The organism is Streptococcus ruminantium, from assembly GCF_003609975.1.
GTDB lineage: Bacteria > Bacillota > Bacilli > Lactobacillales > Streptococcaceae > Streptococcus > Streptococcus ruminantium.
Genome location: NZ_AP018400.1, coordinates 1589088 through 1605299, shown reverse-complemented (window position 1 = coordinate 1605299; position 16212 = coordinate 1589088). Strand labels below are relative to the sequence as shown.

16 protein-coding genes are annotated in these 16212 nt (G+C 41.1%); 12 read left to right on the top strand and 4 right to left on the bottom strand.

The genetic code is table 11. The features are described from left to right. Positions 1–4 precede the first annotated feature (4 nt). The 4 genes from SR187_RS07615 to der all read left to right on the top strand — a co-directional run bounded on the left by SR187_RS07615 (position 5) and on the right by der (position 4296). Positions 5–1153: a replication initiation and membrane attachment family protein gene (locus tag SR187_RS07615; protein ID WP_120172052.1), complete on the top strand. Its 1149-nt coding sequence runs from the start codon at positions 5–7 to the stop codon at positions 1151–1153. Beyond that, the gene (gene dnaI / locus SR187_RS07610; RefSeq protein ID WP_024532838.1) at positions 1153–2052 is read left to right on the top strand and encodes a primosomal protein DnaI; all 900 of its coding nucleotides are present in this window, start codon (positions 1153–1155) and stop codon (positions 2050–2052) included. Before SR187_RS07615 ends, dnaI begins: the two co-directional genes overlap by 1 nt. After that, positions 2049–2762 carry a nitroreductase family protein gene (locus SR187_RS07605; RefSeq protein WP_162496992.1) on the top strand — a complete coding sequence of 238 codons (714 nt, stop codon included), beginning with the start codon at positions 2049–2051 and terminating at the stop codon, positions 2760–2762. Before dnaI ends, SR187_RS07605 begins: the two co-directional genes overlap by 4 nt. Positions 2763–2985: 223 nt before the next feature. Further along, positions 2986–4296, top strand: a complete 1311-nt coding sequence (gene der / locus SR187_RS07600; RefSeq protein ID WP_024532836.1) for a ribosome biogenesis GTPase Der — start codon at positions 2986–2988, stop codon at positions 4294–4296. Positions 4297–4349: 53 nt separating this feature from the next. Here der and SR187_RS07595 read toward each other — a convergent pair whose 3' ends face one another. Next, entirely contained in the window at positions 4350–5201 is an 852-nt protein-coding gene (locus tag SR187_RS07595) for an IS3 family transposase (RefSeq protein ID WP_120172051.1), read from the bottom strand. 8 nt (positions 5202–5209) lie between these two features. Continuing rightward, positions 5210–5554 carry a transposase gene (locus tag SR187_RS07590; protein WP_120172050.1) on the bottom strand — a complete coding sequence of 115 codons (345 nt, stop codon included), beginning with the start codon at positions 5552–5554 and terminating at the stop codon, positions 5210–5212. Between the two features lie 69 nt (positions 5555–5623). Between SR187_RS07590 and SR187_RS07585 the strand changes: the two genes are divergently transcribed. The 8 genes from SR187_RS07585 to greA all read left to right on the top strand — a co-directional run bounded on the left by SR187_RS07585 (position 5624) and on the right by greA (position 14791). Next, positions 5624–5962: an MFS transporter gene (locus SR187_RS07585; protein WP_120172049.1), complete on the top strand. Its 339-nt coding sequence runs from the start codon at positions 5624–5626 to the stop codon at positions 5960–5962. Between the two features lies 1 nt (position 5963). Continuing rightward, entirely contained in the window at positions 5964–6287 is a 324-nt protein-coding gene (locus SR187_RS07580) for a hypothetical protein (RefSeq protein ID WP_120172048.1), read from the top strand. Positions 6288–6520: 233 nt separating this feature from the next. Continuing rightward, positions 6521–9613, top strand: a complete 3093-nt coding sequence (locus SR187_RS07575; RefSeq protein ID WP_120172047.1) for an SNF2-related protein — start codon at positions 6521–6523, stop codon at positions 9611–9613. 191 nt (positions 9614–9804) lie between these two features. Beyond that, positions 9805–10467 (top strand): hypothetical protein, encoded by a 663-nt coding sequence (locus tag SR187_RS07570; RefSeq protein ID WP_024533129.1) that lies wholly within the window; start codon positions 9805–9807, stop codon positions 10465–10467. 1 nt (position 10468) lies between these two features. Then, on the top strand, positions 10469–11800 hold the full coding sequence (gene murC / locus SR187_RS07565) for a UDP-N-acetylmuramate--L-alanine ligase (protein WP_120172046.1): 1332 nt from the start codon (positions 10469–10471) through the stop codon (positions 11798–11800). A gap of 54 nt (positions 11801–11854) precedes the next feature. Further along, complete coding sequence (locus SR187_RS07560) at positions 11855–12340, top strand: GNAT family N-acetyltransferase (RefSeq protein ID WP_120172045.1); 486 nt, start codon at positions 11855–11857, stop codon at positions 12338–12340. 71 nt (positions 12341–12411) lie between these two features. Beyond that, positions 12412–14223, top strand: coding sequence for an endolytic transglycosylase MltG (gene mltG / locus SR187_RS07555; RefSeq protein ID WP_120172044.1), 1812 nt, complete (start codon positions 12412–12414; stop codon positions 14221–14223). A gap of 85 nt (positions 14224–14308) precedes the next feature. Then, on the top strand, positions 14309–14791 hold the full coding sequence (gene greA / locus SR187_RS07550; protein ID WP_024533133.1) for a transcription elongation factor GreA: 483 nt from the start codon (positions 14309–14311) through the stop codon (positions 14789–14791). Between the two features lie 160 nt (positions 14792–14951). On the opposite strand, the gene yidC is transcribed toward greA, so the two are convergent. Then, positions 14952–15863, bottom strand: coding sequence for a membrane protein insertase YidC (yidC, locus tag SR187_RS07545; RefSeq protein WP_024533134.1), 912 nt, complete (start codon positions 15861–15863; stop codon positions 14952–14954). Positions 15864–15928: 65 nt separating this feature from the next. Continuing rightward, complete coding sequence (locus tag SR187_RS07540) at positions 15929–16210, bottom strand: acylphosphatase (protein WP_120172043.1); 282 nt, start codon at positions 16208–16210, stop codon at positions 15929–15931. Positions 16211–16212: the final 2 nt, after the last annotated feature.

Below are 16212 nucleotides of genomic sequence, written 5' to 3'. Positions count from 1 at the left end.
TATCATGAAGCCAAATGATCTATTTTCCTATATCAAAACCAGTTCTTTTACCCCAGATATTATCAGTCTCAGTCGCTGTTACCAGCCCATTATTGGCTTTGATGCTCTAGCTCTTTATTACCATCTCTATAGCTTTGCAGATCAAGGACAGGGACGTTACAAATGGACTAGCATCCTTAATCATATGAATTTGGGGATGAATCGGCTGGAGCAGGCTCTGGATATTCTGACTGCTATGGGACTCTTGGAACTTTATCAGTTGGATGATTTGATAGGACTTTCGCTGCAAGCTCCTCTGTCAGTTAAAAGCTTTCTAGCCAAGCCTTTGTATAAGCATTTATTAGCAAAACGAATTGGGGAACTGAGTCTAGAGGGGCTGATGAATCAGTTACCAAATCAGGAACAAAATATATCTAAAGCCTTTTCTGATGTTTTTACGTTGGACGGACAAGTACCAGCTATTTATGAGAGCCAACCTGATTTTGATTGGTCAGCCTTTAAGGCTCTAATGGCTAGAGATAAGCTTCTTTTTCAAAATGAAACAGAGGATATTATCGCTCTTAGTTACATAGCAGAGCAGGCAGGGTGGACTTGGTTGGAAACCTATCGTCAGGCGAAGGCGACAGCTATCGGTCAAACTATCTCAACCAAACGGTTGCAGCAGTCACGCCAATCTTTTTCCTTAGAAAATGGCAGTCTAACGGCAAAAGAAAAAGCCATTGTTCGGGAGGCCAAGGCTAAATCTAGTCTAATCTTTCTTTCAGTTCTTAAAGACCATAGAAGGGCAGCGGTGACAATGGCAGAGCGGAAGTGTTTGACAGACTTAGCCAATCTGGGATTACTAGATGAGGTCATCAATGTCTTACTACTTTATACTTTTAACAAGGTGGATTCTGCCAACCTAAATGAAAAATATGCCATGAAATTGGGCAATGACTTTTCTTACAAAGGCCTTGCTAGTGCGGAAGCAGCAGTTCTTTATCTGAGAGAGTTGAAAGCAGGCCAGGCCACCAGAGTGAGCAAACCACAAAAGACAAATATCCCCGAATGGAGCAAGGAAGAAGTTCAGCAGGGACAAACGCAAGAAGGCCAGGCAAAGCTAGCTGCTCTTTATCGTGAATTAGAAGAAATGGAAACCAAAGGAGGTGGCTGATGAAATCAGTACAAGATCGACTACCCCAAGCTAATTATAGCAATCCCAAATCCTACCAGCAACTCTATCAAGAGATTGTGAATGATGCAGAAGTAGCTGCTTTTATCAGAAAGGAAGGCTTGACCCAAGAAGAAATCAATCTATCCATTTCAAAATTTTTGGAATATATTAGTCAGCGGGACCTTTTTGTTCAACAGGACGAAGCTTATATTGCTAAAGGGTACCAGCCTGTGCTCATTATGAACGAGGGTTATGCAGATGTTTCTTATCTTGAAACAGAGGAATTGGTCGAATATCGCCGATTAGAGGCTATTAAGAACCGTATTCAGCTAATCAATATGCCAGCGAGCCTCAAGAATATTACTGTCGCAGATATTGATAAAAACGATGAAAATCGAGTTGAGGTAATGCTGGCGATTACAGATTTTGTGAAGCATTTTGAGGAAAAACCGAAAGCTCTCTATATCTATGGCAATTTTGGAATAGGAAAGAGTTACTTGATGGCTTATCTGGCCAATCTATTGTCCAAGACCCATCTTCAGTCTACCACCATGCTTCATTATCCTACCTTTGTGGTGGATATTAAAAATGCCATTAAAGATGGCTCTGTCAAGGAAAGAATTGATGAAATCAAGATGGCTCAAGTCTTGGTTTTGGATGATATTGGTGCAGAACAGCATAGTCCATGGGTTCGTGATGACGTGTTGCAGGTCATCCTCCAGTATCGTATGCAGGAAAATTTGCCGACTTTTTTCACCTCTAATTTTTCACTTATAGAGTTGGAACGACACTTTGCATCAGGAAAGTCTGGAGATGAAACTTGGCAAGCCAAGCGTGTGATGGAGCGTATTCGCTATCTAGCACGAGATTTACATTTGAAGGGAAATAATCGCCGATGAATGAAACAATTGATTTGATGTTGTCCCATAGCTCAGTTCGGCGCTTTACAGAAGAAGCGATTTCGAAGGAGCATTTGGACATGATTATCACAGCGGGGCGGGCAGCCTCTAGCTGGAAGAATTTGCAATCTTATTCCATCATTGTGGTTCAGTCTGAAACTAAAAAGCAGTCTCTTTATAATCTAGTACCCCAGCCAGCTATTTTGCAGGCTCAGGCTATTTTGGTTTTTGTTGGAGACCACAACCGTGCTAGTAAGGCAGCTCAGTTGCATGGAGCGAATTTTGACGCTAAGGGAACGGAAAACCTTTTGATTTCATCGGTTGATGCTTCGCTAGCAGGACAAAATGCCCTTTTGGCAGCAGAAAGTCTAGGTTATGGAGGGGTCTTTATCGGCATGATTCGTCATAAGGCTCTGGATATAGCAGAGCTATTTAGCCTGCCAGATTATACCTATCCGATTTTTTGTATTGCTCTGGGATGTCCAGCTCAAAATCATCCTGTTAAACCGCGCTTGGAGGCAGATTCTATTGTCTTTCAAGAAGAATATATAGAGCAAGGTGTGAAAGCTATTGAAGCCTATGATCGTGTACAGACAGCTTACGCAGGAGCACGCCAGGCACAAACTTGGTCTGAGCGAATGGTAATGCAATTTGGACAAGCAGAGCAGCCAGAAACACGTGCTATTTTAGAGAAAAACAAACTTTTGTAGTAGACGATTTGAGTATCTCATTGGATTAGCAAACTCTAGTTATCAGGCATTTATTGGACAAAACGTCGCTTTATCTTTTTTAGATGTCCGATAATTCCTCTATTGTGGAGACTAATGCTGAAAATAAGTTGAGGTAATAACAGTTTAGGTCGAATGAGAATAGTTGCTGCTCATTGATGGGTGGCTGATTGTATAAAATTTGAATGTAAGAAGAGGAGGAGCTATGGCTCTACCAACTATTGCTATCGTTGGACGTCCCAACGTTGGTAAATCAACACTGTTTAACCGTATTGCGGGTGAACGTATTTCCATTGTAGAAGATGTAGAAGGTGTGACTCGTGACCGTATCTATGCCACTGGTGAGTGGCTCAACCGTAAGTTCTCTTTGATTGATACAGGAGGTATTGATGATGTTGCTGCTCCTTTTATGGAGCAGATCAAGCATCAGGCGGAAATCGCTATGGATGAGGCGGATGTCATCGTCTTTGTTGTATCAGGAAAAGAAGGTGTGACGGATGCTGATGAGTATGTCTCTCGTATTCTCTATAAGACCAACAAGCCAATCATCCTTGTGGTTAACAAGGTAGACAATCCTGAGATGCGAAATGAGATTTACGATTTTTATTCACTCGGTCTTGGGGATCCGTATCCTGTATCTTCCGTCCACGGTATTGGTACGGGGGATGTTCTGGATGCAATCATTGAAAACTTGCCGAACAAAGAGGTGGAGGAAAATCCAGATATTATCAAGTTTAGTCTAATCGGACGTCCCAATGTTGGTAAGTCAAGTTTGATCAATGCTATCTTGGGCGAGGAGCGTGTGATTGCTTCGCCTGTAGCTGGAACGACCCGTGATGCTATTGATACGCATTTTACAGATTCAGAAGGTCAAGAGTTCACAATGATTGACACAGCGGGTATGCGTAAGTCTGGCAAGGTTTATGAAAATACAGAGAAGTATTCTGTTATGCGCGCTATGCGTGCCATTGAGCGTTCGGATGTTATACTGATGGTGATCAATGCAGAAGAAGGTATTCGTGAATATGACAAGCGGATCGCTGGTTTTGCTCATGAAGCTGGGAAAGGTATGATTATTGTGGTTAACAAGTGGGATACACTTGAAAAAGACAACCATACAATGAAGCGTTGGGAAGATGATATTCGTGATCAGTTCCAATATTTGTCTTACGCACCGATTATTTTTGTATCAGCACTTACTAAGCAACGCCTACACAAATTACCAGAGATGATAAAGGCTATCAGTGAAAGCCAGAATACTCGTATCCCGTCAGCAGTATTGAATGATGTCATCATGGATGCCATTGCTATCAATCCAACTCCGACCGATAAGGGTAAGCGTCTCAAGATTTTTTATGCGACACAGGTTGCTACTAAGCCGCCAACTTTTGTAGTCTTTGTCAATGAAGAAGAACTTATGCATTTTTCCTACATGCGTTTCCTGGAAAACCAAATTCGCAAGGCTTTTGTCTTTGAGGGAACCCCTATTCATCTCATTGCCCGTAAACGGAAATAAAGAAAAAGAGGGAGACCTTGTCAAGCCCCAGATAAAATGGACAGTTAAAAAAGTTAGGTGTTTAGAAGGTATGCTTCCCTAAATTCTAAGGGAGTCATACCTTTTAATTTTTCTTGTGGTCTATCATAGTTATACCAGTCCATGTATTCTTTAATTTGTTGGCTGAGTTCATCTCTGTTATCAGGAGGAAAGAGTCGTAAGGACTCACTCTTGAGATGGGAAAAGAAATTTTCACAAGAAGCATTGTCATAACAATTCCCTTTTCCAGAATGGGAAATCGTAACACCATACTGGTCTAGTTTTCTGAGATAAAGTTGGTTGGTGTACTGAAAACCTTGATCAGAATGCAAGACACAAATGTGTGTGGCATCCCAATTTTCATTGAAGACGAGGTCTAAGTTTTCAAAAACGAGCTGATTATCGTTATAATCTGAAAGAGTATATGCTAGAATAGAGTTGTCATAACAATCTTTTATGACGCTAAGGAACATCCTTCCCTGTTTGTGGTAAACATAACTGACATCCGTTGTTAGTTTCTGGAGAGGACGTTCTGCTTTAAAGTTTCGTGCAAGCACGTTGTAGTGGACGTGTCTTGCCTTTTCATTTATCTCTCGTTGCGTGCAGGAGTGATACCGCTTCTTCCGAATAGGAGACTGGTGACCAAGAATACGCATATAGCGCAAGACAGTTTTAGGATTAGGGGAAAGTTGATAGTGTCTTCTCAGTTGATAAGAGATGAAGCGATAGCCCTTTTGAGTGTCATGGAAGATAGTTGTAATCTTTTGGGTTAAGTTCGCATCAAACCGCTTATAGACCGGCCTCCCCTTGCTCAACCAAAGGTAGTAGGAAGACCTGGGGAAGCCGAAATAGGCACATAAAGCGGAGACGGAGTAACGATCTTTCAACCGCTCAACTACTTGATAGAGGTGGACTCTTCTCTCGGATGGAGGAGAGTCCTTAAGGTCTTTAAAATCGCATTCTCCATACGAAGAAAGGCATTCTGTTCCTCTATTGTCATTTCATCAAGATTGGTTGATTTTGGGCGACCAGTTGATTTAGCACCTCTTAAATCTTGGTGGAGCAATTGTGGATTTTCGTGATATTTTCTAGTCCATGTGAGGACTTGATTGTTTGATTTCAAGCCATACTTTTTTACAATTGAGTCCATACCACCACTTTTCCCACTAAGATAGTCCTCGACTACTTGTATTTTGAATTCAGGTGGATACTTTGTAAATTTACTTCCTTTTTTAGCCATGAGAAAAGAACCTCCTTTTTCTTTATTATCCCTATTTGATTTGCTATAATAAATTAAGGAGTTTCTAACATGATGAACAATTCTATTTGGCGTATTTTACTGATTCTGCTATCATCTGCTATCTTCCGTTTAGTTCATTATGAAGCTACGGAATATAAGCCTTTTGGTTTTCGTTATTGGTTAAGTGTTTTTTCAGGGATCTGGCTTATGGGCTTGACCTTACTTTCCTACTTTCTTGTTTTTACTGGTGCTTCCATCATGGTCTATAATCAGCTTGAACGGAAATTGGTTTGGTTCTTTTTCTTTTTTGTAGGAGTAGCGGTTGGTCTCACGTTTATGAGTTGGCATACCATAAAAATTCTGATAAGACGAACTCAATACTACCGAAACATGAGGGATGGAGAGTGATATGCAGATTTTAGGAGAGCTACTTCTTGAGTTGTTGATGGAGTTGCCTGATTTTGACGAAAGAAAACATCCACCTTTCGGAGTGCGCTACTGGTTGGGATGGCTAGGGATTTTATTTAATGTCATGTGCATGGTTCTTATAGGCTTTTTAGTTGTCTATTTGTTTTTCGACTTCCTAAAAAGAAAGGAATTATTTACGGTAACTATGGCTATGGTTCTTCTTCCTGTTGCTATTTATTGGCTGTGGAGAACAATTAGGCGAATGAGAAAAATGTGGCAAGTGACAGTCTATTATTGGAAAAGTAAGCCAGAACATCAGTCTTGAACTGGTGTTTTTGTGTTTAGACAGAGCATCTGTCAAAATGATTTATATCACATACACTGACCGGATCAGTGGGAGTTTTAGAGACTGAGAAATGGGTCTCCCCTGTTCCCATTTGCCTTATTATTCCTTTCAGCTCTAGAGATTTAAATTGATTTGATTTTTGTTGAATCCAAAAATATGCTATAATGAAAAGATAATTATTTATGAGATTAGCGTTGGTGAAAGGAGTTTGGATGAGTCGTATGATGCCGGGGCGGATTCGCCAAGAAGGAATTGATTTGTACGAGGCGGGTCACTTGACAGTCCTTCGTAGTGAGAAGGGGAAAATGGAACTGGACATTGCTGGTGAACGATTCGTTTATGGAGATGAGGACAGTGATTTACAGTGTAGTTGTCAGTTGTTCCAAAATAAGGGCTACTGTCAACATCTAGCTGCCACGGAATATTTTTTAAAAAATGATGCTTCAGGAAAAAATATGAGCCAATCTCTCAAAGAAGAGGGGAAAAATCATAAAGAAACCGTCCGTCGAACCTATTTTGGTGGTCTATTTTTGGATGAGATTTTGCGTCCAAAACCGGAAATAGGTATCAAATACCGGCTATCAGTTGAGGGAAGTCTCCTTCTTTACGAACGCCAGATTGATTGGACTTTAAAGATTATCCGCTTGCCAGATAAGCGTTCGTATATTATTCGAGACATCGGTGCCTTCCTACGATTGGTTAAAATCAGTGGACAGTACCAAATTGGGAAAAACTATTATGAGCAGATTTTCTATGAGAATTTTGATGAATCCAGTCAGGCAGTTTTGGATTTTCTTTGGACCTTGGTGCCAGAAAAAGCTAGTTTAGACTCTAACATTCTCATCCACTTTGGTCGGCATTTTCGTCTTCCACAGGCTTATTTTGAAGAGGGAGTCGGTTTGCTATGTCAATTGGAAGGTTTTACTTTCACCTACCAGCAACAGACCTATCATTCTTTAATGGTTCTCCCTTTGACGGCGATGGCAGGGCTTTATCATTTTGAAGTGACTGTCCACACTCACATGATTGAGATGGTAATTCATGAGAAACCAATTCGTTCGCTCTTTCAGGGACGTTATCTTCTGATGGATGGTGTGATTTACAGTGTTCATCGCCAACAGGAAACTCTCATTCGCCACCTGTCTGAGCTTGTTCCGACCGAATCAGGCCTAAAGAAAGTCCAAGTAGATTTCCAAGATCAAGATCGTCTGGCACTTAGCTTGCTGGATTTGCAGACAGTCGGAACCGTTAAGGCGCCCAAGCGTTTTATCATACATGACTTTGAACCAGAGTTCCATATTGAAATGGAGAAAAATGGTAGCCTGACCTTACAATTGGTTTTGGATTTTGCAGGTCGTAAGGTAAGAAGTGAGGAAGATTTAGCCCGGCTTCCTTTTGCTAGTCATTTTCAGCATTTGGAATCGATTCATCAAGCTATTAGCCTGGCTGGTTTTCGTGGCAAATACCTTGCCCAGCGACCACCGCTTAGTCAGCAGGAGCTCTATCCGTTTTTCCATCAGCAATTGCCTATTTTACAAAAGATGGGACAGGTGTATCTGGCAGAAGCTGTTCAATCCTTATTGATTGAAGCCAAGCCACAGCTAGAGGTGGTGCGCAACGGTTCGCTCTTGGATATTTCTTTTGATCTATCTGGTATTGAGCAAGCAGAGATTGACCAGGCCATCATAGCTTTATTGAATCAAGAGGATTACTATACCAGCTCAAGCGGTAGAGTTTTGGTTTTCGATGAAGAAACAAAGAAAATCAGTCAAACGTTACTCAATTTACGAGCTCGTTTTGGTCAGCAAGGACAAGTTCAGGTTCACGCCTTGGCTGGCTATCAATTAGCTCAATCTTTATCCGGTTTTGAGCAGGCTAGCTTTTCCAAGGAATTTCAGGAAATGGCGGCCTATTTGGCCAATCCAGATAATTTTCCTCTGCCTGAGTTAGATGTGATAGTTCCTTTGAGAGACTACCAGCAGACAGGTGTCAAGTGGCTTTCCATGCTAGACACTTACGGTTTTGGGGGAATTCTGGCAGATGATATGGGATTAGGAAAGACCCTACAGGCAATCGCCTTTTTGACCAGCCGCCTAACAGAAGACTCCAAGGTTCTGATTTTGGCTCCTTCAAGTTTGATCTACAATTGGCAGGATGAATGCAAGAAGTTTGCACCCAACCTAGATGTGGTAGTTGTTCACGGAACCAAGGAACAACGGGAGGCCTTGATTGCAGCAAAACACCAAATTATGGTCACTTCCTATCCGTCCTTCAGACAGGATGTTTCCCTTTATAAGCAAACACAGTTTGATTACCTGATTTTAGATGAGGCTCAAGTTATGAAAAATGCCCAGTCTAAAATCGCTCAGCTATTGCGGGAATTTGAGGTTGGCAACTGTTTTGCCCTTTCGGGCACACCAATTGAAAACCATCTGACGGAATTATGGTCCATTTTCCAAATTGTTCTACCGGGGTTGTTGCCAACCAAGCACGCCTTTGGTAAATTAAGTGCCAAAGAGATTGCGCGAGCCATTCAGCCTTTTGTCCTTAGACGCCAAAAGGAAACTGTCCTTCAAGAATTGCCAGATTTGATTGAAGTCAATGTCCTCAATGAATTAACGAATGAGCAGAAGGCTGTCTATCTAGCACAACTTCAGCAAATGCAGGCTAGGATAGCGGGGGCAGACGATGCCCAAATCAATCGAAGTAAAATTGAAATCTTATCCGGTATTACTCGTCTGCGGCAAATATGCGACACTCCTAGCCTTTTTATGGATGATTTTCGAGGGGAGAGTGGTAAACTCAACAGCCTAAAAGAGCTCCTACTACAGCTAAAAGATGGAGAACACCGGGTATTGATTTTTTCACAGTTTAAAACTATGTTAGAGCACATTGCGAGTCAGTTGGATGATTTGGGGATGTCATCATATATCTTGACCGGTTCGACATCTGCCCGGCAGCGTCAGGAAATGACACAGGCTTTTAATGCAGGAAGTCGGGATGCTTTCCTAATATCCTTAAAAGCTGGAGGGGTTGGTCTCAATCTAACGGGAGCTGACACCGTTATTCTCGTTGACCTCTGGTGGAATCCAGCGGTTGAAGCACAAGCTATCAGTCGTGCTCATAGGATGGGACAGACGGATAAGGTCGAATGCTATCGCTTAATTACGAAGGGAACAATTGAAGAAAAGATTCAAGATCTGCAAGAGAATAAGAAGAATCTCGTCAAGACGGTTCTTGATGGAAATGAAAGTCGTGCTAATTTGACGGTTGAAGACATTCGAGATATTTTAGGTGTTGATTAGCTTGTCGATTTTCTTTAGCATAGACACACTATCAGGTGATGTAAAATAGATTGCGAGCTGGATAAGATAAAACATACTTTGATTCGTTGAAAACTAATGAATTTATGTGACAGTGTGTAGTCTTTATTTTCAGAGGGTATTAGGCAAACTAAAGCTAAATATGGTATAATAAGAGTTTGAAAGGAAGACTTATGATTCGACAAGAAAATAGATTTCCGCTAGTTGCAGACAACGAAGTACTGGTTGGAGAAAATCCAGTTATGAGTTTATATGATGAGAGTGACTTGATTAGCAATATCAGGGGACCTTATCAGGAAAAGGAGTTCATCCGGTCTGTTGATTCAGGAAGAGCTGTGCAGTCAAAGCCAGTGATGCAGACAGAAGACGAGCTCTTACCGCCTCTTTTTGAGGTCAAACCGAGCCATTATTCGCGTAAGGAACGTCTTCAGAATTTTACCAAATCAAAATCCTCACCATTGAAGACTCAAGGACAATTAGCTCGTGAGCAAGCTAGAGAGGATCTGAAGAGAAAGCGTTCTGCTACCTATCTAAGGGATGAGAAGCCTGCTCCGGCTAAAGTTGTGGTCAAGCCACCAGTTGTGCCAGCTACTGAGCCAGTGGTAGGACGATTGACACGTTTGGCGGACAAGCTCCGCCAGACAGATTATATCTTGGCAGACATGCCCGCAGTGTACTCTTTGAAAAAAGAAGATAGGGGGCAAGAACAGGCTGTAAAGAAAAATTCTTACGATTTCTTGAAAAAGAGTCAGGTTTACAACTACCCTGAACGTAGACAGCAGCGAGACCGCCAAGTGGCACAAGAATTGAATTTGACACATATAGAAGAGGAATGACATGACAAAAACCTATCATTTTATTGGGATTAAGGGATCAGGAATGAGTGCACTTGCTCTTATGTTGCACCAGATGGGCTACAAGGTTCAAGGAAGTGATGTGGATAAATACTACTTTACTCAGCGAGGACTTGAGCAAGCGGGGATTCGCATTTTGCCATTTGATGAGAAAAATATCACAGCAGATGTTGAATTGATTGCAGGTAACGCCTTTCGTCCCGATAACAATGTGGAAATTGCCTATGCTGATACACAGGGATTCGCTTATAAACGCTACCATGAGTTTCTTGGTGAATTTATGAAAGATTTTACCAGCCTAGGGGTGGCAGGAGCTCATGGAAAAACATCTACGACAGGTCTCTTGGCTCATGTTATGCGTAATATTACCGATACCTCTTTCTTGATTGGCGATGGAACTGGTCGTGGATCGGCTAATGCACAATATTTTGTATTTGAATCAGATGAGTATGAGCGCCATTTTGCGCCTTACTATCCTGAATATAGTATTATTACCAATATTGACTTTGATCATCCGGACTACTTTACCAGCCTTGAAGATGTCTTTAATGCCTTTAATGATTATGCCAAACAAGTGAAGAAAGGTCTATTTGTATTCGGAGAAGATGAGCAGCTTCGCCGTATTACAGCCAATGCACCAATCTACTACTATGGCCTAGAAGGGCACAATGACTTTGTTGCCTATGATTTGCAACCCTCTACAAGTGGTTCGCGGTTTAAGCTTCGCTACGGTGCAAAAGAATTGGGAGAGTTCCAGATACCAACCTTTGGCAAGCACAATGTGATGAATGCGACCGCTGTAATTGCTAATCTGTACATTGCTGGTTTTGATTTGGCATTGGTTGCAGAGCACTTGAAGACTTTTGGAGGGGTAAAACGCCGATTTACTGAAAAAGTTGTCAATGAGACCGTGATTATTGATGATTTTGCTCATCATCCAACAGAAATCATCGCAACGATTGATGCTGCTCGTCAGAAATACCCTAGTAAGGAGCTGGTTGCTATCTTCCAACCACATACCTTTACTCGAACTATTGCCCTTTTGGATGAATTTGCTGAGGCCTTGAATGGGGCGGATGCAGTTTATCTAGCACAAATCTACGGTTCGGCGCGTGAAACAGATAATGGGCAGGTTAAAGTGGAAGACTTGGCAGCAAAAATCACTAAAAAGGGTGGCTTGGTGACCGTTGAGAATACATCACCACTTTTGGATCATGATAATGCAGTTTATGTATTTATGGGAGCTGGGGATATTCAGTCCTATGAATATTCGTTTGAACAACTATTGTCAAACCTTACCAATAATGTACAATAAGCAAGAAAGACGGAGGCCAATGGCCCCTGTTTTTCCGCTATATGAGGGAGTAATATGGAAATTCGTTTTGTCCAACCTTGGGATTTGAAACAGGTGATTGCACTAGAACAGGCTAATTTTCCCGCTGAAGAGCAGATTGCTGTATCCATTTTATCAACCTATGTCCATCGTCTTGATCAGACCTGTCTCGTTATGGAAAATGATGGTGAGCTTGCTGGCTTTATTCTTTCGTGTCCGTCAGATTCATCGGTTGTCACAGATGATATTTTCTATCTGACAGCAGACACTTTGCCTGTAGGGAAGCACCTTGCTATTGCAAGTCTTTCTGTAGCTGATTCTTACAAAGGACAAGGAGTGGGAACTCTGCTTTTAGCCGCTTTAAAAGAAGTAGCTGTTGTAGCAGGATTTGAAGGGATTGCCCTAACTTGTAAGGATTACTTAGTTCGCTATTATGAGATGAATCAATTTGAAGACAGGGGACCTTCCTTATCACAATTTGGGGGTCAAATCTGGTATGATATGTACTGGAAAGCCTTGTAGAAAGGGAAGTTCTTGCAATTCACCCTTCTTTGAGATATAATATACATTAACTGTGTGAAAGGAGTGAAAGCGTGACAAAGGATACGAATGAAAAAAACACGCAGTCTTCAAGTTTCCGTGATCAGATTTTACGTGATTTAGAAGCATTGAAGGTGAATCGTTTGGCAGAGCAGTCAGCAGAAGTCCTTGTTGATAAAAAAGCAGAAGTTATCAATGAGCTTCAGGCAACTGTCGCTGAAGATGAAGAAATGATTAAAGAGAGCGGCTCTGTCAAGATAGATAGTCTGGCCTTTTCTGATTCCTACTTGGCAGAAGAAGACCGAGAACCGAAAAAAGCTGGGGGACATTTCGAAGAAAAGGGTTCAGAAGCAACAATTGATACAGCATCTCTTATTGATGAAAAAGCAAACGTTTCAAGCTCAGTTCCTCAAGATACGGTGGAGCGAAATCTAGAAAAGCTGAGAAATCTTGTGGCGGCCAATGCTGCTGAATTTAACGAAGCACCGTCAAGTGATGCAGTTTCTCAAAATGTTGAGCCACCTATTCAGGGACATCCTGTCTTAGAAGACACATTCCTAGAATTTCCTACGGAGGATGTGTCAAAAGTTACAGGCGATACCGGTGTTCTTTCATTGGACGAAACGATTATTGCAGCAAAGGCACTAGCTAGCGTTCCTGAAACAAAGGAACAGCCGCTACCTACCCAATCTAGAAGAAAGTCATCGCATAGAATGAGCAAGCAACGCCGAAAAAAACAAGACAAGGCCGCAAAGCGGATTGTGTCTATCATTATGTCTATCATCGTAGTAGTAGTTTTAATGACTGGATTTATTGGCTATGCCTGGGTAAAATCTAGTTTAGAACCAGTGGATGTTAAAGCAACGAAAGCTATTTCGGTAGAAATTCCAAAAGGTTCTTCAACTTTGGAAATTGGTGAGATTTTGGTTAATAATAAGTTGATAAAAAATGCTACCATCTTCAATTATTACTCCAAGATTAAGAGCTACAATAACTTCCAGAGCGGTTTCTATAATTTGAAACAAAGTATGTCTGTTGATGACATTGCCAAAGCCTTGCAAGAAAGTGGTACACCAACACCTCAAAAAGAGTCTGCAGGCAAGATTTTGATTGTTGAAGGATACACACTGAAGCAAATTGCTCGTGCGGTTACTGTGAATACCAAAACGGGAAATAAAAACGAGAAGACACCATTTACCGCTGAACAATTTATGGCGACTGTAACCAATCAAGATTTTATCAATCGTATGGTTGCTGCTTATCCGAAATTATTTGCTAGTCTCCCAGCAGCTAATAGTGGAGTTCTTTACCAGTTGGAAGGCTATCTTTTCCCTGCTATATATGAATATGCAGAAGATACGACAATGGAAGAGTTGGTTGAGCAGATGATTGCTGCGATGGATGCTCGTCTGAAACCACACTACGATACGATTGCCGCGAAAAACTTGACTGTCAATGAACTTCTAACTCTCGCTTCCTTAGTTGAAAAGGAAGGGGCTAAAGATGAAGACCGCCGTAATATTGCAAGTGTATTCCTGAACCGTCTAAACTCAGGAATGCCTCTGCAGTCAAATATTGCTCTCTTGTATGCACAAGGTAAGCTCGGTCAAGAAACAACCTTAGCAGAAGATGCAGCAATTGATACTTCTATCGAGTCTCCATATAATATTTACTGGAAACCTGGTTTGATGCCTGGTCCAGTTGATAGTCCTAGCTTATCAGCTATTGAGGCAATACTTAATGCCAACTCAACGGATTATCTTTATTTCGTAGCTGATGTGACAACTGGGAAGGTTTATTTTGCAAATAATATTGAGGAACATAACCAGAATGTCGCTAAATATGTCAATGCACATTTACAGTGATATATAACTTTTTAAAACAAAATTATGTGGTTTACCACATAATTTTGTTTTCTTGAAAATATAATTAAAAGAAAAGGAAATAAAAATGGCAGAAAAAACATATCCAATGACCTTGGAAGAAAAAGAAAAATTAGAAAAAGAATTAGAGGAACTTAAACTTGTTCGTCGTCCAGAAATTGTTGAACGCATTAAAATTGCACGTTCCTATGGTGACCTTTCAGAGAACTCTGAGTACGAAGCAGCAAAGGATGAGCAGGCATTCGTTGAAGGACAAATCTCTACAATTGAAACTAAAATTCGTTATGCAGAGATTGTTAACAGTGACGCAGTAGCGGCAGATGAAGTAGCGATTGGTAAGACGGTCACCGTTCAAGAAGTTGGCGAAACAGAAGAGGAAGTTTATCATATTGTCGGTGCAGCAGGAGCAGATGCTTTTGCCAACAAGATTTCAAATGAAAGTCCAATTGGTCATGCCTTGATTGGTAAAAAGACCGGTGATGTTGTAACGATTGCAACGCCTGCTGGTAGCTACGATGTGAAGATAGTAAGTGTCGAAAAAACAAAATAGGGTGTAAGAGGGTCACAAGGCTCTCTTTTTTTATTTATGAAAAAGCGTAGGAATCATCTCTTAGTTGTAATATCTTTGTTTATTTATGTAGGTAGTGATTTCTAAATAATTGTTTATTTCGGGCATAAAAAACAACCACCCAGTTGGATGGTTGAATCGTTTATCTGGATCGTTGCTTGCCAGCGTTGCGCTTACTCTTTTTAGATGTTTTTTCTTCAATAATAGCTGAAGTCTTTGGAGTTACATCTTTCATGTTTGATTTGTAAGGCTTTGGAGGATTGTTTTTAAATTCTTCCTCAACTTTAGCACGGATGCGTGGTTTGAGCATGAAGTTTGTGAGAGCTTGTTGCACTAGTCCAACAATACCACCGATAACCCAATAGAGTGTAACACCGGCTGGTGACGACCATGAGAAAAGGACAATCATAAGCGGGTTCATAATGGCTAGATGCTTCATTTGCTTTTTCTGCTCTTCATCCATCCCAACTTGCATCAGGAGTGATTGGGCATAATAGAGAAGACCGGCTATAACAGTTAAAACAAGGCTGGAAGTACCAAGATTTATACCAAGGAAGTCTGCGTTGTTAATTCCCGGTGTATGACGAGCAGCAAAGAACAAAGCTGAGAAGAATGGCATTTGCATTAAGAGTGGCAGGCAGCCCAGTCCGCCAAACATGCTGACACCGTATTGTTTTTGAGCTGCAAAAAACTCTTGCTGGGCAGCTAATTGTTCTTCTTGAGAACTTGCGTTTTTCATTCGTTCTTGGATAGGTCCCAAGATCGGTTTGAGGTAGTTCATTTTCTCCGACTGGTAGGTAGACTTCCAAGATTGATAAATACCTAGCGGCATGATGATGAGACGCACAATTAAAGTGACAATGATAATGGCAAGACCGAAGCCTAATCCTAGGTTTTCAGCAAAGAACTTTATGAAGTAAGACATTGGTTGTCCGAAGAAATCCCAAACAAAGCCGACAGGATTTCCTTGCTTATCAGTCTGCACACATCCCGATAGAAATACAAGTGTTGATAAGGCTAGCGCCAGTAACTGGATTCGTTTATTCTTTTTCAAAATGATACATTCCTTTTTTACAATATACATTCTATTTTACTTTTTTTATGGGAAATATACAAGTTTTATCTATGGCTAACTTGAAAATCATGGTAATCTTCAAAATTGGCTAGTGTAATATCTAAGTAGTTGACCTTAGACATTCGAGAAGGTCCTTTACGAATTTCATGGATGAAATGGCTGAGTTTCTCTGAATGATTCGATTGAGCAAGAATAGTGACTGTTCCGTCTTCATTATTCCACACGCGACCATAAATATCTCCGATTTCTGTTGCAAGGAATTGAACAGACCAGCGAAAGCCAACACCTTGAACACGACCAGAAGCAATCATTTTTACCTTTCGCATAA

Coding starts and splice junctions, on each gene's coding strand:
- SR187_RS07615 (WP_120172052.1), top strand. CDS start 5: ATGAAGCCAAATGATCTATTTTCCTATATCAAAACCAGTTCTTTTACC.
- dnaI (WP_024532838.1), top strand. CDS start 1,153: ATGAAATCAGTACAAGATCGACTACCCCAAGCTAATTATAGCAATCCC.
- SR187_RS07605 (WP_162496992.1), top strand. CDS start 2,049: ATGAATGAAACAATTGATTTGATGTTGTCCCATAGCTCAGTTCGGCGC.
- der (WP_024532836.1), top strand. CDS start 2,986: ATGGCTCTACCAACTATTGCTATCGTTGGACGTCCCAACGTTGGTAAA.
- SR187_RS07590 (WP_120172050.1), bottom strand. CDS start 5,554: ATGGCTAAAAAAGGAAGTAAATTTACAAAGTATCCACCTGAATTCAAA.
- SR187_RS07585 (WP_120172049.1), top strand. CDS start 5,624: ATGATGAACAATTCTATTTGGCGTATTTTACTGATTCTGCTATCATCT.
- SR187_RS07580 (WP_120172048.1), top strand. CDS start 5,964: ATGCAGATTTTAGGAGAGCTACTTCTTGAGTTGTTGATGGAGTTGCCT.
- SR187_RS07575 (WP_120172047.1), top strand. CDS start 6,521: ATGAGTCGTATGATGCCGGGGCGGATTCGCCAAGAAGGAATTGATTTG.
- SR187_RS07570 (WP_024533129.1), top strand. CDS start 9,805: ATGATTCGACAAGAAAATAGATTTCCGCTAGTTGCAGACAACGAAGTA.
- murC (WP_120172046.1), top strand. CDS start 10,469: ATGACAAAAACCTATCATTTTATTGGGATTAAGGGATCAGGAATGAGT.
- SR187_RS07560 (WP_120172045.1), top strand. CDS start 11,855: ATGGAAATTCGTTTTGTCCAACCTTGGGATTTGAAACAGGTGATTGCA.
- greA (WP_024533133.1), top strand. CDS start 14,309: ATGGCAGAAAAAACATATCCAATGACCTTGGAAGAAAAAGAAAAATTA.
- SR187_RS07540 (WP_120172043.1), bottom strand. CDS start 16,210: ATGCGAAAGGTAAAAATGATTGCTTCTGGTCGTGTTCAAGGTGTTGGC.